Source organism: Stenotrophomonas sp. CS3K5, from assembly GCF_059515225.1.
In genome coordinates this window covers 68,976-89,265 of sequence record NZ_JCAKRX010000005.1, presented here as the reverse complement: position 1 = coordinate 89,265, position 20,290 = coordinate 68,976, and the positions used below count along the sequence as shown (strand labels likewise).

Annotated in this window: 17 protein-coding genes and 1 pseudogene; 16 read left to right on the top strand and 2 right to left on the bottom strand. The window is 67.3% G+C overall.

Going from position 1 to position 20,290, the window contains the following annotated elements; translation table 11 throughout:
* Positions 1 to 42: 42 nt before the first annotated feature.
* Positions 43 to 2,421, bottom strand: a complete 2,379-nt coding sequence (gene ppsA, locus AC5YGJ_RS09405) for a phosphoenolpyruvate synthase (RefSeq protein WP_496186351.1) — start codon at positions 2,419 to 2,421, stop codon at positions 43 to 45.
* A 144-nt stretch (positions 2,422 to 2,565) separates the two neighbouring features.
* On the opposite strand from ppsA, the gene ppsR reads away from it, so the two are divergent.
* From ppsR to AC5YGJ_RS09380, 5 genes are all read left to right on the top strand, one after another.
* Positions 2,566 to 3,387 carry a posphoenolpyruvate synthetase regulatory kinase/phosphorylase PpsR gene (gene ppsR / locus AC5YGJ_RS09400; RefSeq protein WP_006452040.1) on the top strand — a complete coding sequence of 274 codons (822 nt, stop codon included), beginning with the start codon at positions 2,566 to 2,568 and terminating at the stop codon, positions 3,385 to 3,387.
* Positions 3,388 to 3,508: 121 nt separating this feature from the next.
* On the top strand, positions 3,509 to 4,018 hold the full coding sequence (locus AC5YGJ_RS09395; RefSeq protein WP_309337846.1) for a DUF1249 domain-containing protein: 510 nt from the start codon (positions 3,509 to 3,511) through the stop codon (positions 4,016 to 4,018).
* Positions 4,019 to 4,060: 42 nt separating this feature from the next.
* A complete protein-coding gene (locus tag AC5YGJ_RS09390) occupies positions 4,061 to 4,549 on the top strand; it encodes an NUDIX hydrolase (RefSeq protein WP_107233147.1) in 489 nt (162 codons plus the stop codon).
* A gap of 146 nt (positions 4,550 to 4,695) precedes the next feature.
* Positions 4,696 to 5,325, top strand: a complete 630-nt coding sequence (locus AC5YGJ_RS09385) for a DUF2239 family protein (RefSeq protein WP_496186350.1) — start codon at positions 4,696 to 4,698, stop codon at positions 5,323 to 5,325.
* 119 nt (positions 5,326 to 5,444) lie between these two features.
* On the top strand, positions 5,445 to 6,812 hold the full coding sequence (locus AC5YGJ_RS09380; RefSeq protein ID WP_496186349.1) for an MATE family efflux transporter: 1,368 nt from the start codon (positions 5,445 to 5,447) through the stop codon (positions 6,810 to 6,812).
* 78 nt (positions 6,813 to 6,890) lie between these two features.
* Here the strand turns inward: AC5YGJ_RS09380 and AC5YGJ_RS09375 are convergent.
* A pseudogene (locus tag AC5YGJ_RS09375) lies at positions 6,891 to 7,528 on the bottom strand (class I SAM-dependent methyltransferase).
* Between the two features lie 344 nt (positions 7,529 to 7,872).
* On the opposite strand from AC5YGJ_RS09375, the gene AC5YGJ_RS09370 reads away from it, so the two are divergent.
* The 11 genes from AC5YGJ_RS09370 to AC5YGJ_RS09320 all read left to right on the top strand — a co-directional run bounded on the left by AC5YGJ_RS09370 (position 7,873) and on the right by AC5YGJ_RS09320 (position 19,944).
* Positions 7,873 to 8,487 carry a CDP-alcohol phosphatidyltransferase family protein gene (locus AC5YGJ_RS09370; protein WP_409460183.1) on the top strand — a complete coding sequence of 205 codons (615 nt, stop codon included), beginning with the start codon at positions 7,873 to 7,875 and terminating at the stop codon, positions 8,485 to 8,487.
* Positions 8,488 to 8,509: 22 nt separating this feature from the next.
* Complete coding sequence (gene phaE, locus AC5YGJ_RS09365) at positions 8,510 to 9,571, top strand: class III poly(R)-hydroxyalkanoic acid synthase subunit PhaE (RefSeq protein ID WP_496186348.1); 1,062 nt, start codon at positions 8,510 to 8,512, stop codon at positions 9,569 to 9,571.
* Positions 9,571 to 10,638: a class III poly(R)-hydroxyalkanoic acid synthase subunit PhaC gene (phaC, locus tag AC5YGJ_RS09360; RefSeq protein ID WP_496186347.1), complete on the top strand. Its 1,068-nt coding sequence runs from the start codon at positions 9,571 to 9,573 to the stop codon at positions 10,636 to 10,638. The genes phaE and phaC overlap by 1 nt, the downstream gene beginning before the upstream one ends.
* A 48-nt stretch (positions 10,639 to 10,686) precedes the next feature.
* Complete coding sequence (locus AC5YGJ_RS09355) at positions 10,687 to 11,055, top strand: YfeK family protein (RefSeq protein ID WP_249843650.1); 369 nt, start codon at positions 10,687 to 10,689, stop codon at positions 11,053 to 11,055.
* A 63-nt stretch (positions 11,056 to 11,118) separates the two neighbouring features.
* Entirely contained in the window at positions 11,119 to 11,322 is a 204-nt protein-coding gene (locus AC5YGJ_RS09350; RefSeq protein WP_107233155.1) for a PspC domain-containing protein, read from the top strand.
* Positions 11,319 to 11,771, top strand: coding sequence for a hypothetical protein (locus tag AC5YGJ_RS09345; protein WP_496186346.1), 453 nt, complete (start codon positions 11,319 to 11,321; stop codon positions 11,769 to 11,771). The genes AC5YGJ_RS09350 and AC5YGJ_RS09345 overlap by 4 nt, the downstream gene beginning before the upstream one ends.
* 834 nt (positions 11,772 to 12,605) lie before the next feature.
* Positions 12,606 to 12,821 carry a hypothetical protein gene (locus AC5YGJ_RS09340; protein WP_005410085.1) on the top strand — a complete coding sequence of 72 codons (216 nt, stop codon included), beginning with the start codon at positions 12,606 to 12,608 and terminating at the stop codon, positions 12,819 to 12,821.
* Positions 12,822 to 13,028: 207 nt separating this feature from the next.
* Positions 13,029 to 15,416, top strand: coding sequence for a Tex family protein (locus AC5YGJ_RS09335; protein WP_496186345.1), 2,388 nt, complete (start codon positions 13,029 to 13,031; stop codon positions 15,414 to 15,416).
* Positions 15,417 to 15,624: 208 nt separating this feature from the next.
* Entirely contained in the window at positions 15,625 to 17,808 is a 2,184-nt protein-coding gene (locus tag AC5YGJ_RS09330) for a PAS domain S-box protein (RefSeq protein WP_496186344.1), read from the top strand.
* Positions 17,809 to 17,903: 95 nt separating this feature from the next.
* Positions 17,904 to 18,587: a response regulator transcription factor gene (locus tag AC5YGJ_RS09325; protein ID WP_279920110.1), complete on the top strand. Its 684-nt coding sequence runs from the start codon at positions 17,904 to 17,906 to the stop codon at positions 18,585 to 18,587.
* Entirely contained in the window at positions 18,565 to 19,944 is a 1,380-nt protein-coding gene (locus AC5YGJ_RS09320) for a sensor histidine kinase (protein ID WP_249843655.1), read from the top strand. The genes AC5YGJ_RS09325 and AC5YGJ_RS09320 overlap by 23 nt, the downstream gene beginning before the upstream one ends.
* Positions 19,945 to 20,290 lie beyond the last annotated feature (346 nt).

The window sequence follows — 20,290 nt, the reverse complement described above, 5'->3', positions numbered from 1 at the left end:
TGACGCCGATGAACACGACGTCAGTCTGCGGCCTTCAGCGCATCAGCCGTTGGCCTTCAGCTTGGCCAGGCGCAGCCAGGTATCGACCACGGTGTCCGGGTTCAGCGACACCGACTCGATGCCTTCCTGCATCAGCCATTCGGCCAGATCCGGGTGATCGGACGGGCCCTGGCCGCAGATGCCAACGTACTTGCCCTTGGCGCGCGCGGCCTTGATCGCCATCGACAGCAGCTTCTTCACTGCCGGGTTCCGTTCGTCGAACAGGTGCGCAACGATCGACGAGTCGCGATCCAGGCCCAGGCTGAGCTGGGTCAGGTCGTTGGAGCCGATCGAGAAGCCGTCGAAGATCTCCAGGAACTCATCGGCGAGCAGTGCGTTGGACGGCACTTCGCACATCATGATGATCTTCAGGCCGTTCTCGCCCTGCTTCAGGCCGTTCTGTTCCAGCACCTCGATGACCTTGCGGCCTTCTTCCAGGGTGCGCACGAACGGAATCATGACCCACAGGTTGTCCAGGCCCATTTCGTTGCGCACGCGCAGCACGGCCTTGCACTCCAGCGCGAAGGCGGCCGAGAAGCTCGGGTCGACGTAACGGCTGGCGCCGCGGAAGCCGATCATCGGGTTCTCTTCGTGCGGCTCGTAGTTGCTGCCGCCGATCAGGTTGGCGTACTCGTTGGACTTGAAGTCCGACAGGCGCACGATCACCGCATTCGGTGCGACCGAGGCGGTGAGGGTGGCGATGCCTTCGGCCAGGCGGTCCACGTAGAAGCTGACCGGATCACCGTAGCCGGCGATCTTCTCGTCGATCTTCTTCTTGGTCGCCGCATCCTGGCGGTCGTATTCCAGCAGCGCATTCGGATGGATGCCGATGTGGCTGGCGATGATCATTTCCAGGCGGGCCAGGCCGATGCCGGCGTTCGGCAGCTGGCCGAAGTCGAAGGCACGTTCCGGGTTGGCCACGTTCATCATGATCTTCAGCGGTGCCGGCGGCATGTTGCCCAGATCGGTGGTGGTGCGCTCGAAGCCGAGCTTGCCTTCGTAGATGAAGCCGGTATCGCCTTCAGCGCAGCTGACGGTGACCAGCTGGCCATCTTCGATGACCTTGGTGGCGTTGCCCGAACCGACCACGGCCGGCACGCCCAGCTCGCGCGCGATGATCGCGGCGTGGCAGGTGCGGCCACCACGGTTGGTGACGATGGCCGAGGCGCGCTTCATCACCGGTTCCCAGTCCGGGTCGGTCATGTCGGCGATCAGCACGTCGCCCGGCTGCACGCGGTTCATGTCGTCCAGGGTCTTGACCACGCGGGCCACGCCCGAGCCGATCTTGGCGCCGACGGCGCGGCCTTCGGCCAGCACCTTGCCGCCCTTTTCGGTCAGCGCGAAGCGCTCGATCTGGGTGGCGTGGCTGCGCGACTTCACCGTTTCCGGGCGCGCCTGCACGATGAACAGCTTGCCGCTGACACCGTCCTTGGCCCACTCGATGTCCATCGGGCGGCCGTAGTGCTTTTCGATGACCAGCGCCTGCTTGGACAGTTCCTGCACGTCCTCGTCGCTGATGGAGAAGGTGCTGCGCAGTTCGACCGGGGTGTCCTCGATCTTTACGCGCTCACCGGGGACATCCGAGTACACCATGCGGATTGCCTTGCTGCCGAGCGAGCGGCGCAGGATCGCCGGCTTGCCGGCCTGCAGGGTGGGCTTGTAGACGTAGTACTCGTCGGGGTTCACCGCACCCTGCACGACCATTTCGCCCAGGCCGAACGAGGAGGTGACGAACACCACGTCGCGGAAGCCGGATTCGGTGTCCAGGGTGAACAGCACGCCGGAGGAGCCGACGCCCGAACGCACCATCAGCTGCACGCCGGCGGACAGGAACACGTCTTCATGCTTGAAGCCGTGGTGCACGCGGTAGGCGATGGCGCGGTCGTTGTACAGCGAGGCGAACACTTCCTTGACCTTGTGCACGACGTCGTCGGCACCGGTGACATTGAGGAAGGTTTCCTGCTGGCCGGCGAAGGAAGCGTCCGGCAGATCCTCGGCGGTGGCCGACGAGCGCACGGCCACGGCCACGTCGCCGCCGCCGTTGTCGGCGCTCAGCTTGGCGTAGGCGGTGCGGATGTCCTGGTCCAGCTGCGGCTGCAGCGGCGCATCGATCACCCAGGTGCGGATTTCCTTGCCGGCGGCGGTCAGCGCGGTGACGTCCTCGACGTCCAGCGTGGCCAGCTTGTCGAAGATGCGCTTGGACAGGTCGTTGTGCGCGATGAAGTCCTTGAAGGCTTCAGCGGTGGTGGCATAACCGCCCGGCACCGAAACGCCCAGACCGGCCAGGTTGCCGATCATCTCGCCCAGCGACGAATTCTTGCCGCCTACGCGGGCCAGATCGGCCAGACGCAGTTCGTGCAACCACAGGATGTTCTCGTTCAAGCGCGATGCTCCGTTTGGCCATCGCCCGAGGCGGGCTGAGTGGCCGCGTCCGTAGGAAGAAGCCGATATGATGCCGGGCAGAGCACCGTCGGCACAAGCTTGTGCTGGCGGCCTTTTTAAGCTTCGTAGGGGGTAAAAGCGCGCATGTCGACCATCCGTCCGGTGTTCTACGTTTCCGATGGAACCGGTATCACCGCTGAAACCATTGGGCATAGCCTGCTGACCCAGTTCTCCGGGTTCAGCTTCATTACCGACCGGATGTCGTTTGTCGATGACCCCGAAAAGGCGCGTGAAGCCTGCGCCCGGATCCAGGCGGCGGGGGAGCGCTACCAGGTCCGGCCGATCGTGGTGAACTCCTGCGTGGACCAGAGCCTGAGCCTGATCCTGGCCGACAGCGGGGCGCTGATGCTGGATGTGTTCGCGCCGTTCATCGAGCCGCTGGAGCGTGAACTGGCCAGCCCGCGCCTGGCCCGGGTCGGCCAGGCTCACGGCATGGTCGATTTCGACACCTACCACCGCCGCATCAATGCGATGAACTTCGCTCTGACCCACGATGACGGCATCGCGGTGAACTACGACGACGCCGACGTGATCCTGGTGGCGGTGTCGCGCGCCGGCAAGACGCCGACCTGCATCTACCTGGCCCTGCATTACGGGGTGCGTGCGGCCAACTACCCGCTGACCGACGAGGACCTGGAAAGCGACCGCCTGCCGCCGCGCCTGCGCAACTACCGGCGCAAGCTGTTCGGCCTGACCATCGACCCGGACCGCCTGCAGCAGATCCGCCAGGAGCGCCGCCCGAACTCGCGCTACGCCAACCTGGACACCTGCAAGCGCGAGGTGGCCGCGGCCGAGGTGATGTTCCAGATGGAGCGGATCCCGACCCTGAGCACCACCCACACCTCGATCGAGGAGATCTCCAGCAAGGTGCTGGCCACGCTGGGGCTGCAGCGCGAGCTGTATTGATCCTTTCCGGCGCTGCGGGGCTGCCGGCCAGCGGCCGGCACTACCGCGATGAAAGCGACCGACGGGTTGGCTGTGGCTCGAGGCGCCCCCACGTTGAAGCACCAACGTGTAGGATCGACCCATGGCCCGAGCCTTGCCCCGTACCAATCGCATTCCTCGCCTGAGCCGGTTGAGCTGGCTCATGGGGCTGTATGCGGAAAACTACCGGCACTTGGTGCGCCTGTTCGAACCGGCCGGACTGGTGGCGGGCAGCTACATTTCCTCGATCGGTGACGGTCTGGACGTGCGCCTGGACGTCATCGAATGCCATCGCTACACAGTGGAACTGCGCCTGACCTACGACCTGGCCGACCCGGTCACCGGCGAGCCGGATCCTTCGGCCTATGTGCGGCTGTACCGTGACGCGCGCCAGGCCGAGACCACCCATTGCTATGTGGGCCGCCGCTGGCAGGACACCATGGGCCTGTACCCGCCGCCGGCCGAGCTGATCAGCCACCGCATGCGGATGAACACCTTCCTCGGCAAGTGGCTGGAATACCTGGCCGAGCGCGGCCACGGCGTGGCCACCCTGCGCCGTGACCCTGATGGCGCAGGCACACCTGCCGAACGCCGCCTGTCGCTGGTGCGCTGATCGGCCATAATCGAAGGCTGACCTGCTGCTGGATGCTGCCCCATGCCGTATACCCCGATCGTCGCCACCCTGGGCTATGTGCTCTCGCCCGATCGTCGCCAGGTGCTGATGATCCACCGCAACACCCGCCCCGGTGACCATCACCTGGGCAAGTACAACGGTCTGGGCGGCAAGATCGAGGCGGACGAGGACGTGGCCGCCAGCATGCGCCGCGAGATCCAGGAAGAAGCCGGGATCGACTGCACCGGCATGCGCCTGCGCGGCACCCTCAGCTGGCCGGGCTTCGGCAAGCACGGCGAGGACTGGCTGGGCTTCGTGTTCGTCATCGACACCTTCGAGGGCAGCCCGCACGGTGGCAACCACGAAGGCACGCTGGAGTGGGTGGACCTGGACAAGCTGGACACGCTGCCGATGTGGGAGGGGGATCGCAACTTCCTGCCGCTGGTGTTCGACGCCGACCCGCGCCCGTTCCATGGGGTGATGCCGTACAAGGACGGCCGCATGGTCAGCTGGTCCTACAGCCGGCTGTGACCCGACGAATCGACTGGGTGCCAACGACGAAACGGGTGGGTGCCAACCTTGGTTGGCGCGCTCTTCCGGCAGATTAATACCCGGACAATATTGACGCGAACAAATTACCCGGGCAATATTTGCGCATCGCCCCCGATGCCATCGCCATGCCCGCGTCCGCACTTCCCCCCTTCAGCTGTTTCGACGGCCATCGCCTGGTCGCCTCCGGTACCCCGGCAGTGGCCGCGCTGGCACTGAAGCAGCTGCGCGCCGACCACGCCGCCGGTCCGCTGCTGGTGTTCGACAACGCCACCGGCCGCACCCGTGATTTCGACACGCGCGGCAGCGATGCCGAACTGTTGGCGCGGCTGGCCGATACCTTTGCAACGGCCGCGGAGGCCGATGCCGGAATCGCTCCGGAAGACGCGCCTGTTGCCCCGCGTGGCCGTGGCCGCCCGAAGCTGGGCGTGGTGGCCCGTGAAGTGACCTTGCTGCCGCGCCATTGGGCGTGGCTGGCCGAGCAGCCCGGCGGGGCTTCGGTGGCATTGCGAAAACTGGTGGAGGCGGCCAGCCGGGCCGGTGCCGACAAGGACCGCCGGCGCCGCGATGCCGAGCGTGCCTATCACTTCCTGCAGACCATCGCCGGTGACCTGCCGGGCTTCGAGGAGGCCATCCGCCTGCTGTTCGCGCATGACCGCGCAGGCCTGGAAGCGGCGTTGCGCCGCTGGCCCGAGGACGTGCGCCGCCACGCGCTGCGTCTGGCCTTCGACGAACCTGTAGACAGCGCCGACGGCTGAGCCAACACGCTGTCGTTGAGCGACCGCGCGCTCTGATCGCGGGCCAAGGCCCGCTTCCCTTGTGCTTGCTTTGCTGGCGTAAACGCCTGGCAGGGCAGCGCCTTGCCCCGAGAAAACCCATGAACACGCCTGCACCTGCCACCGCCTCGGCCGCGCCACCGCTGTGGCGCACCTATCTGACCCTGCTGCTGCCGATGCTGCTGACCAATGCATTGCAGCTGGCCGCCGGCACGCTGGACAACATCTACCTGGGCCATCTGCTGGGTACCCAGGCAGTGGCGGCGGCCGCTGCGTTCTTCCCGGTCTTCTTCCTGCTGCTGGCCCTGGTGATGGGGCTGGCGACCGGTGCGATGGTGATGATCGGCCAAGCCTGGGGTGCGGGCCGCCCGCACCAGGCGCGCGCCATTGCCGGTAGTGCGGTGGCTCTGGTGCTGGCGCTGTCGGTGCTGGTGATGGCCGTGGGTGGCGGCTTCGCGCCTCAGCTGCTGGCGGCCCTCGGCACGCCAGCGCCGATCCTTGGCGAATCGGTCGTCTATGCGCGCGTCCTGCTGTTGGCGGCACCGGTGTTCTTCCTGCTGTGGTTGGCCACGGCGGTCAGCCGTGCGGTGGGCGATGCGAAAACGCCGCTGCATGCGCTGCTGCTGGCGACGCTGGTCGGCCTGCTGTGCACGCCGCTGCTGATCCTGGGCGAGGCCGGTCTGCCGCGGCTGGGCCCGGCCAGTGCGGCCGTCTCGGCGGCGCTGGCCTCCCTGCTGGCCCTGGTCTGGCTGACGTGGCGCTGGCAGCGGACGGGGCACCCGTTGGCACCGGGGCGCGAACTGCTGCGTGCGATCCGCTTCGATGGAGTACTGATCCGTTCGATGCTGCGTATCGGCGTGCCGTCTTCGCTGCAGATGCTCAGTCTGGCCGTGGCCGAGATCGTGCTGCTGGGCTGGATCAATCGCTACGGATATACCGCCACGGCGGCCTACGGTGCGGTCAACCAGTTGATGAGCTGGGTGCAGCTGCCGGCGATGTCGCTGGGCATCACCGCCACCATCCTCGCTGCGCATGCGATGGGGGCGGGGGGTACGGCACGGCTGCCGGCCATCGCCCGCACCGGCCTGCTGCTCGGCAGCGCGATGCTGGCGGTGGTGCTGCTGCTGGTGATGGCGCTGGCGCCCTGGCTGAGCGGCCTGATCCTGGCGGCCACGGACGTGCGCGAACTGGCCACGCAGCAGTTGCGCACGGTGGTGTGGGGGGTGTTGGCGATGGGAGGCAGTGCGGTGCTGGTCGGCGTGATGCGGGGCAGTGGCACGGTGCTGTTGCCGGCATTGCTGGGCTTGGTTGCCGTGTTGCTTCTGGAGCTGCCGCTGGCGATGTGGCTGCAGGCGCGGCACGGGCTGACCGGCCTGTGGTGGGCGTGGCCGCTGGGGCTGATGGCAATGCTGGTGATGCAGGTGATCTGTTTCGCCCGGTGGCGGCGACGATCCCTGGCGAGGGTATGACCGGTAGTGCCGGCCGCTGGCCGGCAAAGCCGCGTTGCCGGGGCAGCCGGCCAGCGGCCGGCACTACCACCGCCAGGTTCAGCGCCGATGTGCCAGCAGCAGGTGGAAATGCTTGTCGCGCATCTGTCCGTCATTGCTCGACGCGGTTTCCCGGTGGCTGCGCCAGGCCGAGACGTTGAATCCCGACACGCGCAGTGCCAGCTCCACCGCATCCAGCTCATGCAACTGGAAATCGGCGGAAAATGACAGGCTGCGCATGAAGGCCGCATCGCCGAACGCCAGGCACAGCCGGCCTCCCCGGCGAAGTACGCGCGCCAGCTCGTCCAGCACCGGGGCCAGGTGGGGCCAGAAGTACAGGGTGTTGACCGCATGGATGCCTCGTCCACCGGCAGCGCATGGGCGTCGCCAAGCCGCATCGCCGCCCGGCCGCCCAGGCCGGCACTGGCCAGACGCTGGTTGCCGGCCTCGACCATGGCGGCGGACAGTTCAATGCCCAGGTACTGGCTTGCTGGCGCCTGCAGCAGTTGCGGCGCGAAGGCCGCATTGCCGGGGCCGATCTCCAGAATGCGTTCGCCGGCCGCCACCGCCAGCAGCCCGATCGCGGCCTGGTTCAGCGCGCCGTTGCTGCGGTTCATCGAGTCGGCCACTGCCAGTGCAGCGTCGCCATGGGGCCGTCGCAGCTGCGCGGCCAGGGTGGAAGCATCCAGCATCATCATCGTCCGTCACAAAGAATCGGACGTGGCGGCGGCGGGTCCGCCGACGACCATAGCGCCGTCCCGGCGGCTTGGGAAGTAGGTAAACCCCGCTGCCGGGTGATCAGGAAATGTCCAGAGTCGCAGTCGGTGAGATCTGGTTGTCCACAGGGGGTGTGGATTACGCGTGGGCAACTTTGTGGATAAGCCGCGACAGGCGCCACCCCCCTAGGCTGTCAAGATGGGTGGCGAAAAATTCACCGCTGGTGATGAGGAGTGAGGGCGCGGTGAAGGCGGCGCCGTGCCGGTGCTGTCGCCAGCGGCGGCGCTCGCGGTAACCTGTGGGCCTTGATGCTCCGTGAGACCCCATGAAACGTCACTTCTCGATGCTGCGCGAATTCCAGCTGGCGGACTGGTTCACCCTGGCCAATGCCTTCTGCGGCACCGGTGCGGTGTTTGCCGCGATGCGCTTCCTGCAGGACGGGGAGCGCGGCTACCTGCTGTTCGGCATGGCGTTGATCCCGCTGGCCTTCATCTTCGATGCACTGGACGGGCGCATCGCACGCTGGCGCAAGTCCAGTTCCACCCTCGGGCGGGAGCTGGATTCGCTGTCCGATGTCATCTCCTTCGGTGTGGCTCCGGCAGCGCTGGCCTATGCCTGCGGCATGCAGGGCGGCTGGGACTGGCTGGTGCTGAGCTACTTCGTCTGCTGCGGTGTCAGCCGCCTGGCGCGCTACAACGTCACGGCCGAGGCACTGGCCGGCGAGGAGGGCAAGGTCAAGTACTTCGAGGGCACGCCGATTCCGACCAGCCTGGTGCTGGTGATCGTGCTGGCCATCGCCGCCGGTACCGATGCCATCGGCCAGGACATCTGGTTCGGCCAGTGGCAGATCGGGCCGTGGCAGCTGCATCCGATGGTGCTGCTGTTCGCGCTGTCCGGGTCGCTGATGATCAGCAAGACCCTGCGTATTCCCAAGCCATGAACCTGCTCTGCGGAGGCCTGCGATGACCAGCTCGGCCCACGACGCCGGCAGCAGCGATTTCGAGACCCTGGCCCGGCAGTATTTCGGTGCCTGGGGCGATGCGCTGCGGCATGCGACCACCCCCGGCGCGCCGGGCGGCGGCGACCCCGGCAGCTGGCAGCGGTTGTTTGACGGCTGGGCCCAGTTGTTGCCGGAACAGGGGCAGGGCGCACCGGAAGATGCGGTGCGCCGCTTCCGTGAGCAGGCCGGCAGCTGGTACGGCACGATGCAGGAGGTGGCCGCGCGCTTCGCCGGCCGCGATGCCAGCAGTGCCGAGGTGGCGCAGGCCTGGCGTGAGGCGGTGCAGGGGCAGGGCGAGGGCCTGCTGCAGTGGATGCTGCAGGGCGCCCGCGGCAGTACCCAGGCCGGTGCCGCCGTGCCCGAATTCGCCGCGTGGCTGCAGCAGTTCCAGCTGCAGGCCGGCCCGTGGCTGCAGAGCCCCGCATTCGGCCCCGGCCGCGAGCATCAGGCGCGCTGGCAGGCGCTGCTGCGTGCGCAGGAGGACTACCAGCAGCACTCGCGCGCCTACGTCGAACAGATCAAGCAGGTACTGGAGCAGGCCTTTGCCCTGTTCGAACAGCGCCTGGCCCAGCACGAGCAGCCCGGCAGCCAACTGACCAGCGCCCGTGCGATGTTCGATCTGTGGATCGAGGTGGCCGAAGAGGCCTACGCCAAGGTTGCCCTTTCCGAACCGTTCCAGCAGGTCTACGCCGCATTGGGCAACGCCCAGATGCGCCTGCGCGCCGGCCTGCAGCGCGAGATTGAACAGATGAGTGAACGCATCGGCCTGCCGACCCGCAGCGAGATGGACACGGCCCATCGCCGCATCGCCGAGCTGGAGCGCAGCCTGCGCCGGCTGCAGGCGCAGGTGGCGGTGCTGGCCGGAACCGCTGCGGTCGATCCGGTCGCGCAGCCGGCGCCGGCGAAGGTGAAGCCAGCCGCGCGCACGGCCGCGAAGAAGGCTGCGCCGGCAAAGAAGCCGCCTGCGAAGAAGACATCTGCGAAGACGGCCGCTCCTCGCGCTTCCGCTCGGGCGCGCAATTGATGAAAGGACCGTTGGGCTTCAACGCCGATGATCTGATGCAGGAAACCCTGGCCATGCAGCGCAAGCTGATGGAAGGGCTGAAGCTGCTGCCGCAGGTGGAGGACGTCGACTATGGCGTGACCGCCCGCGAGGAAGTCTGGCGCGATCGCAAGGTGGTGCTGTACCGCTTTGTCGGTGAGCAGGCGCCGACCCGGCGCACGCCGCTGCTGATCGTCTACGCGCTGGTCAACCGGCCGTACATGGTGGACCTGCAGGCCGATCGTTCGCTGGTGCAGAAGCTGCTGGCGCTGGGCCAGGACGTCTACGTGCTGGACTGGGGCTACCCGGACCGCTCCGAGCGTTTCCAGACCCTGGAGGATTACCTGCTGCGCTACATCGATGGCGCGGTGGACGCCTTGTGCGCACGCAGTGGCGGGCCGGCGGACCTGCTCGGCATCTGCCAGGGCGGTGTGTTCGCGCTGTGCTATGCCGCGCTGCGCCGGCACAAGCTGGGCAACCTGATCACCATGGTCACCCCGGTCGATTTCCAGACCGCCGACAACATGCTCTCGCACTGGGCACAGCAGGTGGATGTGGACCTGCTGGTGGATACGCTGGGCAACATCCCGGCCGACCTGATGAACGCCAGCTACCTGATGCTCAAGCCGTTCCGTTTGAACGTGCAAAAGTACGTCGGCCTGCTCGACATCCTCGATGACAAGGCGGCGCTGGAGGACTTTCTGCGCATGGAAAAGTGGATCTTCGATTCACCGGACCTGGCAGGCGAGGCGTTCCGTGACTTCATCAAGCAGTTCTATCAGGGCAACGGCTTGATGAAGGGTACGGTGCGGATCGGTGAGGAGACGGTGGATCTGTTGCAGGTGACCCTGCCGGTACTGAACATCTACGCCGAGCAGGATCACCTGGTGCCGCCGGATGCCTCGCGCGCGATGCGCGGTCGACTGGGCACGCAGGACTACACCGAGTCCAGTTTCCGCGGCGGCCACATCGGCATCTACGTGTCAGGCCGCGCGCAGCGCGAAGTCCCTGCCACCATCGATGGCTGGCTGAAGGCCAGGGACCGGTAGAGTCGAGCTTGCTCGACTTCATGCTTGCTCGACTTCATGGAACCCAGAATGTCCCGAAACCCTCTCCTGATGCTGGCCATTCTGCTCGCCGCGCCACTCGCCCAGGCCGCCCCCGGACCACAGGCGCAGCGCGAGATCGCCCAGCTGATCGGCAGCCTGGACGGCTCGCAATGCCGGTTCCAGCGCAATGGCAGCTGGTACGACGGCAGCGATGCGCGCGCGCACCTGCAGCGAAAGTACGACTACCTGCTGAAGAAGAACCAGGTGGACAGCGCCGAGCAGTTCATCGAGCGTGCCGCCAGCCAGAGCAGCATGAGTGGCAAGCCCTACCGCATCCAGTGCCCCGGGCAGCCTGAACAGACGGCAGCGGCCTGGTTTGGCGCACGTCTGCAGGCCCTGCGCCAACGCACGCCGTAGACATCGGGTCGATGTAGAGTCGAGCTTGCTCGATGCTCTTTCCGATAGCCAGGAGACGCCGCCATGAACACCACGCCCAGGACGCTGTCGCGATCGCTCAACGACCGCATGATTGCCGGCGTGATCGGCGGCATCGCGCACCGCTTCGGCTGGAGCCCCACGCTGCTGCGGGTGATCTACGTGCTGGTATCGGTGGCCTCGGCCGCGTTCCCGGGCATTCTGGTCTATCTGATCCTGTGGCTGTTGATCCCCAACGAGGCCGATTGAACGCCTCCCAACGACCGTGGCCGGTCTGGCTGCGCGCGCTGCAGGTGCTGGGCGCGGCCTGGACCCTGCCCAACACGCTGGCCGGACTGCTGGGTGGGGTGGTGGGCATGCTCGGCGGGGCGAGACCGCGCTGGAGCGGTGCCGACTGTGCCGTCGTTTTTGACCGGTGGCCATGGGGTCCTGGCGGTGCGATCACCCTGGGCAACGTGATCCTGCACACCGGGCACGACCTCGGCATGTCGTGCCGGACTTACGCCCACCAGGCAGGGTGGGGGGTGGAGCCGCTGATCCGCCTGGATGACCATGAGCGGGCGCACGTCTACCAGTATCTGGTGCTGGGGCCGTTGTACCTGCCGGTGTATCTGCTGTGTGGCGGGGTGAGCGCGCGCAACCCGTTCGAGCGTGCGGCCGATCATTACGCCCGGTACGGACACGGCTGGTGGCCGTAGTTTCCAGCCAACGGCGCAGCCCCTCGTGGGTGGTGATGCCTGGTCGCCAAATGCAAAACCCTCGCGCTGGTCGGTCGGGGTGGGTTCGCGGGGGACGCCGTGAACCCGTCCATGGGGGCTTGGCCGCGGCATCCATGCCGCGGACACCCCCGCGAACCCACCCCGACCGCCCTCTGACAGATGGCTGAAACCTGTACCACCCACGGAAAAGAAAAAGAACAGCAGAAGCGGGTCGCGCGCTTCGCTTGCTCGTGTAGAGCCGAGCCTGCGCTCGGCTTCGTGGACTGACCTGAAGGCAGCCGAGCGTGGGCTATGCCGGTCGTCCTGACCGGCACCCTTCGGGCCGTCGCCATGCGCGACGTTGGCAGCGGCTCCTGCCGCTGCCTTCGGCTCTACAAAAAGCGGTCGGCCAGGCTGCTTTTGCTTTTGATCTTCTTCTTCTTTTCCGTGGGTGAACGTGCCCGAAACACTGTCAGGGGCCGGGCGGGGTGGGTTCACGGGACCGTTGGCGCCATGGATGGCGCCATCGAGCCCCCAGGGACGGGTTTACGGCGTGTCCCGCGAACCCACCCCGCCCGGCCCAATCACATGAAACGCGTTACACGACCACCCACGAGGGGCTGCGCCGTTGGCTGGAATCGCCACGATTCGTTAGCCGGAAGTTAAAGATCCGTAAGCATTCTGCTGCGATTCCGCAGTCATCTGCATGCAACCGATCGTCATTAGCCTTCGTGACGTTCCAGTCAGGTTCGACGCGGTAAGCTCTCCCTCGATGAGCTCGCAGCATCGCTCATCGATTGCAGTACGCAGTAGCAATTTGGAGGAATACATCACATGGCAATCGTTCTTTATGTCGGTGGTAGCAAGGATGGCGAGAAGGGCGTGGTGCCCTACGGCTTCAGCAAATCCCGCGCCGACACCGCGCTGGGGCCGGAGTTCTACACCGAGCGGTTCATGGAACTGCAGGGTGTCGGCAAGGTCCGCCTGATGGCCCTGGAAGGCATGCGTGACGAGATCGTCATGCAGCGCGCCGCCCGCCACTACCGCTGACCTTCGCAACACGCGGCAGGGCGCGCCCACCATCGCGCGCCCGCGCCGGCATCCCAGCCCCGGGCCCGTCCGAGCCCTCTCTTCGCCAGGATGCCGGCGTCCCTACCGGTTGCGCCGCTGAACCTCGCCCTCTGTCAATGCCTTGTTCGGCTGCGCCGCGGGTTGCCAGAATGGGGCCTTCCCGTAACGCGGCACAGACCTGAAGCAATGCACGACGCCAAGAACGCCCAGAGCGCGCTCGCCCAGCAGATCGCCCAGACCATCGCCGAGGAGATCGGTGCCCAGTCCGCCCAGGTACGTGCCGCCGTCGGCCTGCTCGACGAGGGCGCCAGCGTTCCGTTCATCGCGCGCTACCGCAAGGAAGTGACCGGTGGCCTGGATGACACCCAGCTGCGCAACCTGGAAGTGCGCCTGACCTACCTGCGCGAGCTGGAGGACCGCCGTGCGGCGGTGCTGGCCAGCATCGGCGAGCAGGGCAAGCTGAGCGACGAACTGCGCAACGACATCCTGGCCGCCGATACCAAGAGCCGGCTGGAAGACCTGTACCTGCCGTACAAGCCCAAGCGTCGCACCCGCGCGCAGATTGCCCGCGAGGCCGGGCTGGAGCCGCTGGCCGATGGCCTGCTGGCCGACCCGACGCAGGACCCGCAGGTTTTCGGCGCCACCTTCATCGACAGCGACAAGGGCGTGGCCGATACCAAGGCGGCGCTGGAAGGCGCGCGCGCGATCCTGATGGAGCGCTGGGGCGAAGATGCCGCGCTGGTCGGTGAACTGCGCACCTGGCTGGGCGAGACCGGCGTGATCCGTGCGCGCGTGGCCGAGGGCAAGGAAACCGAAGGCGCCAAGTACCGCGACTATTTCGAACATGCCGAATCGCTGGCGAAGATTCCCTCGCACCGCTTGCTGGCGCTGTTCCGCGCGCGCCGCGAGGAGATCCTGTTCCTGGAGCTGGATCCGGGCAGCGATGCCGAGGCCGGCCACCAGTACGCCGAAGGGCGCGTGGCGCGCCGGGCCGGCATCGCCGACCAGGGCCGCGCGGGCGACCGTTGGCTGCTGGACGCGTGCCGCCTGACCTGGCGCGCCAAGCTGCACACGCACCTGCTGCTGGACCTGTTCAACCAGGCCCGCGAAAAGGCCGAAGCCGAGGCCATCGCGGTGTTCGGCGACAACCTGAAGGACCTGCTGCTGGCCGCGCCGGCGGGCCCGAAGACCGTGCTGGGGTTGGACCCGGGCATCCGCACCGGCTGCAAGATCGCGGTGGTCGATGCCACCGGCAAGCTGGTGGCTACCGATACCATCTACCCACACGAGCCGCGGCGCCAGTGGGACCAGTCGCTGCAGACCCTCAAGCAGTTGTGCGCGAAATACAACGTGGAGCTGATCGCGATCGGCAACGGCACCGCCAGCCGTGAGACCGACAAGCTGGCCGGTGAAGCGATCAAGGCCGCGGCCAACCCGAAGCTGCAGAAGGTGGTGGTCAGCGAGGCCGGTGCCTCGGTGTACTCGGCCTCCGAGTTCGCGGCCAAGGAATTTCCGGGCCTGGACGTGTCGCTGCGCGGCGCAGTGTCGATCGCACGCCGGTTGCAGGATCCCCTGGCCGAGCTGGTCAAGATCGAGCCCAAGGCGATTGGCGTCGGCCAGTACCAGCACGATGTGGACCAGTACCGCCTGGCGCGGGCGCTGGACGCCCGCGTGGAGGATTGCGTGAACGCGGTGGGCGTGTACGTGAACACGGCCTCGGCCGCACTGCTGTCGCGCGTGTCCGGCCTGTCGGCCACGGTGGCCGAGAACATCGTGCGCCACCGCGATGACAATGGCCCGTTCAAACGCCGCAAGGACCTGCTCAAGGTCGCGCGCCTGGGCGAAAAGACCTTCGAGCAGTGCGCCGGCTTCCTGCGCATCGCCGACGGTGAACAGCCGCTGGATGCCTCGGCGGTGCATCCCGAAGCCTACCCGGTGGTCGAGCGCATCGTGGCCAGCACCGCACGCCCGATCAAGGCGCTGATCGGCGACGGCAGCTTCCTGCGCGGTCTGAAGGCCGAGCAGTTCACCGATGAATCCTTTGGCGTGCCGACCGTGCGCGACATCCTGAAGGAGCTGGAGAAGCCCGGCCGCGACCCGCGTCCGGAATTCAAGGCCGCACGTTTCGCCGAGGGCGTGGAGGACATCAAGGACCTGCGCGAGGGCATGGTGCTGGAAGGGGTGGTCAGCAACGTGGCCGCGTTCGGTGCCTTCGTCGACATCGGCGTGCACCAGGACGGCCTGATCCACATTTCTGCCCTGTCCGACACCTACGTGAAGGACCCGCGCGAGGTGGTCAAGGCCGGCGATATCGTCAAGGTGAAGGTGCTGGAGGTGGACGTGGCGCGCAAGCGCATCGCCCTGACCCGGCGCCTGGACGACACCCCCGGCCAGGCCACCAGCCGTCCCGGCAGCCGCGAGGAACGCGGTCCGGGCCAGCCGGCACGCCGTGATGCGGCGGGACAGGGCCGTGGGCCCGGCCGCGGCCAGGGCGCCGGCAACCGGGGCGGGCAGGCGGCGCCGCCGGCCAACAACGCCCTGGCCGAGGCGTTCGCACGCGCCAAGCGCAGCTGAGGTTCCTGGCCCCCGTCACGCTTGATGTGTGGCGGGGGACTTGTCGGTTTTCCCCGTGATTGCGCACACTTGCGCAACAGGGGCGGCGTTTGGCCACCCCGCTGTCGCTGGGGAGGGCCATGACGCCAGCACGACCCGTCGTCTTCATTGGCGGCTGCAGCCTTTCGCTGCGGCCCGCGCCTGCCTGCGCCTGCGAGGCGCCCCGTTGATGGCGGGCCAGGGCAACAACGGCAACGGGATGCTGGAGCGACGCCTGCACGAGCTGGCCGAGGAGCGCCGCCGGCTGGCGATGATCATCGACGGCACAGCGGCCGGCACCTGGGAATGGAACGTGCAGACCGGGCAGATGCGGGTCAACGCGCGCTGGGCCGAAATCGTCGGTTATCGCCTGGACGAGCTGGAGCCGGTCTGCCAGAAGACCTTCCTGAAGCTGGTCCATCCCGATGACATCGCGTTGTCCGATGCGGCGCTGGAAGACCACTTCGAAGGGCGCAGCGACAACTATGCCTGCCTGCTGCGCATGCGCCACCGCAATGGCCAATGGATCTGGATCCAGGACCGGGGCAGGGTGTTCGAATGGGATGGGCAGGGGCGGCCGCTGTGGATGGCCGGCGCGCATGCCGATGTGACCGAACTGCAGCAGGCCCGGCATGACGCGGCCGAGACCCGCCAGCGCCTGCAGGCCGTGGTCGATGCCTCCGACGAGGTGGCGGTGATCGCCACCGATACCGATGGCACCATCACCCTGTTCAATACCGGCGCAGAGCGGTTGCTGGGTTACAGCGCCGCTGAGGTGGTCGGCCAGCGCAGGCTCGATGCCTTCCACGACCCGCAGGAGCTCACGGCCTGGCTGCAACCGCAGGCCGCGGCCGATGGCACGCTTCCGGGCGTGTTCGAGGCGCTCAGCGCGCGCGCCGACGGCCAGACGTATTCACGACAATGGACCCTGCTGCGCAAGGATGGCCAGTCGCGCCAGGTGCGGCTGTCGATCAGCCGCATGGACGGGGCTGACGGCCTGCGCATCGGCTACGTCGGCATGGCCATCGACATCACCGAGATCCTGCAGGCACGTGCCGAAGCGCGCCTGTCGGCGGAGAAGTTCGCCGGCGCGTTCACCTCCGCCGCACTGGGCATGGCGCTGGTGTCGCTGGAAGGGCGCTGGCTGGACGTCAACGACGCGCTGTGCCGGATCCTTGGCTATCCGCGCGAGGAACTGCTGCAGGTCGATTTCCAGCGCCTGACCCATGCCGATGACCTGCAGGCCGATCTGGCCCTGGTGCAGGACCTGCTGGCGGGCCGGCGCAGCCATTACCATATGGAAAAGCGCTACCTGGACCGCGATGGCCACACCATCTGGGCGCGCCTGTCGGTCTCGCTGGTGCGCAACGAGCATGGCGAACCGCTGCATTTCGTCTCGCAGATCCAGGACATCACCGCCCAGCGCAGCAGCGAGCAGCGCTTGTTCGAGAGCGAGCAGCGCAGCCGCATCACCCTGGATGCGGTGGCCGACCTGGTGCTCAGCGTCAACCTTGATGGTCGCATCGATTACGCCAATGCGGCGGCGGTGCGCACCCTGGCCGGCGATGGCGCCTTGTCGCTGGCCGGGCACAAGGTGCAGGACGTGCTGTCGCTGACCACCGAATATGCGCCCGGCTCGGTGCTGGATGTATCGGTACTGCTGGACCCGGAAAGCAACGCCGTGGACCTGCATGCCGATCTGCTGCTGCGCCTGGGCAGCGCCACGGTGCCGGCGGATCTGACCCGTGCCTGGTTGCGCGACGATGAAGGCCATGTGCGCGGCGCGGTGTGGGTGCTGCGCGATGACACCCAGCAGCGCGCACGCCAGCGCGAGGCCCGCCACCTGGCCGAGATCGACCCGCTGACCGAACTGAGCAACCGCCGTGGCTTCGAGGTGCATCTGCAGCAGGCGATCACCCGCGTTGAACGGACCGGGCAGGCCGCATCGCTGATGTATATCGACCTGGACCGCTTCAAGCCGGTGAACGACACCTGGGGGCACCTGGCCGGCGATGCCGTGTTGTGGGCGGTGGCCAGCGTGCTGCGGCACGGCGTGCGTGATTCGGACGTGGTGGCACGCCTGGGCGGCGATGAGTTCGCGGTGATCCTGTCCGGCTGCACGCCGCGCCGCGCTGCCCGCATCGGTGGCGAACTGCTGCACACGCTGGCGTCGCTGTCCATTCCCTGGGACCAGCACCGGCTGCGGGTCGGTGCCAGCATCGGCATTGCGCCGTTGGCCGGCGGCATGAGCGTGGACCAGGCGGTGGCCGCCGCCGATGCCCAGTGCTACCGGGCCAAGGCGATGGGCCGCAACAACGTGCAGGTGCAGGGCGAACTGTCCGACCTGCCGGGCGAGGACGGTGAGGCCGGCTGAACCGGCCTGCACCGCCGGTGCGGATGAAGGATGTTTCATTTGCCCGTACCGGCCGATTTGGCGAGCATGGGCCAGCCTGGACTTCCGAAGTGCCCATGTCGCGCGTATTGACCATCGAGGATGACGCCATCACCGCCCAGGAAATCCTGGCGGAACTGGCCAGTCATGGCCTGCAGGTGGACTGGGTGGCCGACGGCCGCGAAGGCCTGGTGCGGGCGGCCAGCGGTGACTATGACGCGATCACGCTGGACCGCATGCTGCCCGGCCTGGATGGCCTGGCCATCGTCACCACGCTGCGCCGGATCGGCATCGATACGCCGGTGTTGATGCTCAGTGCGCTGTCCGACGTCGACGAACGCGTGCGTGGTCTGCGCGCCGGTGGCGACGACTACCTGACCAAGCCGTTCGCCTCCGACGAGATGGCGGCGAGGGTGGAAGTGCTGCTGCGCCGCCGCCAGCGCCCGGCCGGCAACGAGACCGTGCTGCGGGTGGGCGACCTGCAGCTGGACCTGCTGGCGCGCACCGCCCATCGCGGCGGGCGCAGCCTGAGCCTGCTGCCGACCGAGTTCAAGCTGCTGGAGTACCTGATGCGCAACGCCGGCCAGGTGCTGACCCGGATGATGCTGTTCGAGGAAGTGTGGGGCTATCACTTCGACCCCGGCACCAACCTGATCGATGTCCATATTGGTCGCCTGCGGCGCAAGCTGGACCACCCCGATGCCCCGGCGCTGATCCGTACCGTGCGCGGTAGCGGCTATGTCCTCAGCGAAACTGTCTGACGGCTGGCGTTCGTCCAGCAGTCGCCTGCTGGGCCTGTACAGCCTGCTGTTCGTCGCCTGGTCCTGCGCCTTGCTGGGCGTGCTGTACTGGCGGGTGTCGCTGTACCTGGACGAGCTGGCACAGTCTGCCGTGCTGCAGCGCGCACACCTGTTCGAGCATTTCACCGGTGACGGGTTGACCGCGGCGCTGCGCGAGAACCGACGCTACGACCTGCATGGCATTGATGCCTACGGGCTGTTCACGCCCGAGGGCAAGCCGCTTGCCGGCATGCTGAAGTCGCTGCCCGCACAGCTGCCGCCGGATGGCAGCGCGCACCCGGTTTCGGGGCTGCCGATCAACGATGCCTACGCCCGCGGCAAGCGCGGCTTCGGCGTGGCCATGCCGACCCGCGACGGCCGCATCCTGGTGCTGGTGCGCTACAGCGGGCCGTTGAACCAGGTCAACCATCTGATCCTCGATGCACTGTTGTGGGGAGTATCGCTGACCCTGCTGCCCGGCCTGCTGGGCTGGCACTTGCTGCGACAGCGGCCGCTGCGGCGCATCCAGGCCATCGAGCAGGCCACCGCCCGCATCGTGGCCGGTGACCTGGGCCGGCGTCTGCCGCTGTCCAACCGCCGCGACGAGCTGGACATGCTGGCGGCCATCGTCAATGCGATGCTCGACCGCATCGAACAGCTGATGACCGAGGTCAAGGGCGTGTGTGACAACATCGCCCATGACCTGCGCACGCCGCTGACGCGCGTTCGTGCGCAGCTGTATCGCATGCGCCAGCAGGTGGCCGATGGTGATCCGCAGTCACTGGCGCTGGAGCAGGTGCTGGAGGAGACCGACACCCTGATGGCGCGCTTCCGCGCGCTGCTGAGGATTTCCGAACTGGAAGACCATCAGCGCCGTTCCGGTTTCAGCACGCTGGCGCCGAACGCGCTGCTGCAGGAAATCCATGCCTTCTATGCGCCGCTGGCGGAGGAGAAGGGGCAGCTGTTGCTGCTTGAGCTGGCCGCCGATCTGCCGGGCGTGATCGGTGACCGCGGCCTGTTGTTCGAAGCGATCGGCAATCTGCTCGACAACGCGATCCGGTTCGCACCGGAAGGCGGCCGTGTGCAGCTTTCGGCGCGGGTGGAGCAGGGTGCTACCTGCATCGTGGTGGAGGACTCCGGGCCGGGCATTGCCGAGGCCGAGCGCAGCCTGGTGTTCCAGCGTTTCCATCGTGCGGAGGCCAGCAAGGGCGGTGGCTTCGGGCTGGGGCTGTCGATCGTGGCGGCGATTGCCGGGCTGCACGGATTCCGCCTGCAGGTGGGGCAGTCCACGCTGGGCGGCGCTCGATTCAGCCTGCTGTGCAGGCCGCAGGTGCTGTAGGGAGTGGTCTTTTGCAGGGCTTGCAGCCCTGCACCTGCTGCAATCAACGTCCACGTCAACGTCAAACGCCGGGATTCCTGTGGGTAGGCGGGGTGGGTCCGGTTGCGGGGGACGCTGCAAGGACGTCCATGTAAGCTCGGTCGCCGCATCCATGCGGCTCACGCCCCCGCAACCGGACCCACCCCGCCTCCGACAATTTCCCGCGATCTGCCGGAACATCGATTGGGGTCAGAGCCCGTTGCTGCGCAACGGCCTCTGACCCCATTCTTGATTGTCGATACCTGATGGATTTCATCCACGCATGGCGTGGATCTAGTGGCCGCCGGTCAACTGTCCAAGGCGGGGC

What these genes read in the sequence shown, in the direction of transcription:
- AC5YGJ_RS09355 (WP_249843650.1), top strand. Translation starts at nt 10,687, where the DNA reads ATGTCCCGAAACCCTCTCCTGATGCTGGCCATTCTGCTCGCCGCGCCA.
- AC5YGJ_RS09370 (WP_409460183.1), top strand. Translation starts at nt 7,873, where the DNA reads ATGAAACGTCACTTCTCGATGCTGCGCGAATTCCAGCTGGCGGACTGG.
- AC5YGJ_RS09325 (WP_279920110.1), top strand. Translation starts at nt 17,904, where the DNA reads ATGTCGCGCGTATTGACCATCGAGGATGACGCCATCACCGCCCAGGAA.
- phaE (WP_496186348.1), top strand. Translation starts at nt 8,510, where the DNA reads ATGACCAGCTCGGCCCACGACGCCGGCAGCAGCGATTTCGAGACCCTG.
- AC5YGJ_RS09380 (WP_496186349.1), top strand. Translation starts at nt 5,445, where the DNA reads ATGAACACGCCTGCACCTGCCACCGCCTCGGCCGCGCCACCGCTGTGG.
- phaC (WP_496186347.1), top strand. Translation starts at nt 9,571, where the DNA reads ATGAAAGGACCGTTGGGCTTCAACGCCGATGATCTGATGCAGGAAACC.
- AC5YGJ_RS09335 (WP_496186345.1), top strand. Translation starts at nt 13,029, where the DNA reads ATGCACGACGCCAAGAACGCCCAGAGCGCGCTCGCCCAGCAGATCGCC.
- AC5YGJ_RS09330 (WP_496186344.1), top strand. Translation starts at nt 15,625, where the DNA reads ATGGCGGGCCAGGGCAACAACGGCAACGGGATGCTGGAGCGACGCCTG.
- ppsR (WP_006452040.1), top strand. Translation starts at nt 2,566, where the DNA reads ATGTCGACCATCCGTCCGGTGTTCTACGTTTCCGATGGAACCGGTATC.
- AC5YGJ_RS09340 (WP_005410085.1), top strand. Translation starts at nt 12,606, where the DNA reads ATGGCAATCGTTCTTTATGTCGGTGGTAGCAAGGATGGCGAGAAGGGC.
- AC5YGJ_RS09385 (WP_496186350.1), top strand. Translation starts at nt 4,696, where the DNA reads ATGCCCGCGTCCGCACTTCCCCCCTTCAGCTGTTTCGACGGCCATCGC.
- AC5YGJ_RS09350 (WP_107233155.1), top strand. Translation starts at nt 11,119, where the DNA reads ATGAACACCACGCCCAGGACGCTGTCGCGATCGCTCAACGACCGCATG.
- AC5YGJ_RS09395 (WP_309337846.1), top strand. Translation starts at nt 3,509, where the DNA reads ATGGCCCGAGCCTTGCCCCGTACCAATCGCATTCCTCGCCTGAGCCGG.
- AC5YGJ_RS09320 (WP_249843655.1), top strand. Translation starts at nt 18,565, where the DNA reads ATGTCCTCAGCGAAACTGTCTGACGGCTGGCGTTCGTCCAGCAGTCGC.
- AC5YGJ_RS09390 (WP_107233147.1), top strand. Translation starts at nt 4,061, where the DNA reads ATGCCGTATACCCCGATCGTCGCCACCCTGGGCTATGTGCTCTCGCCC.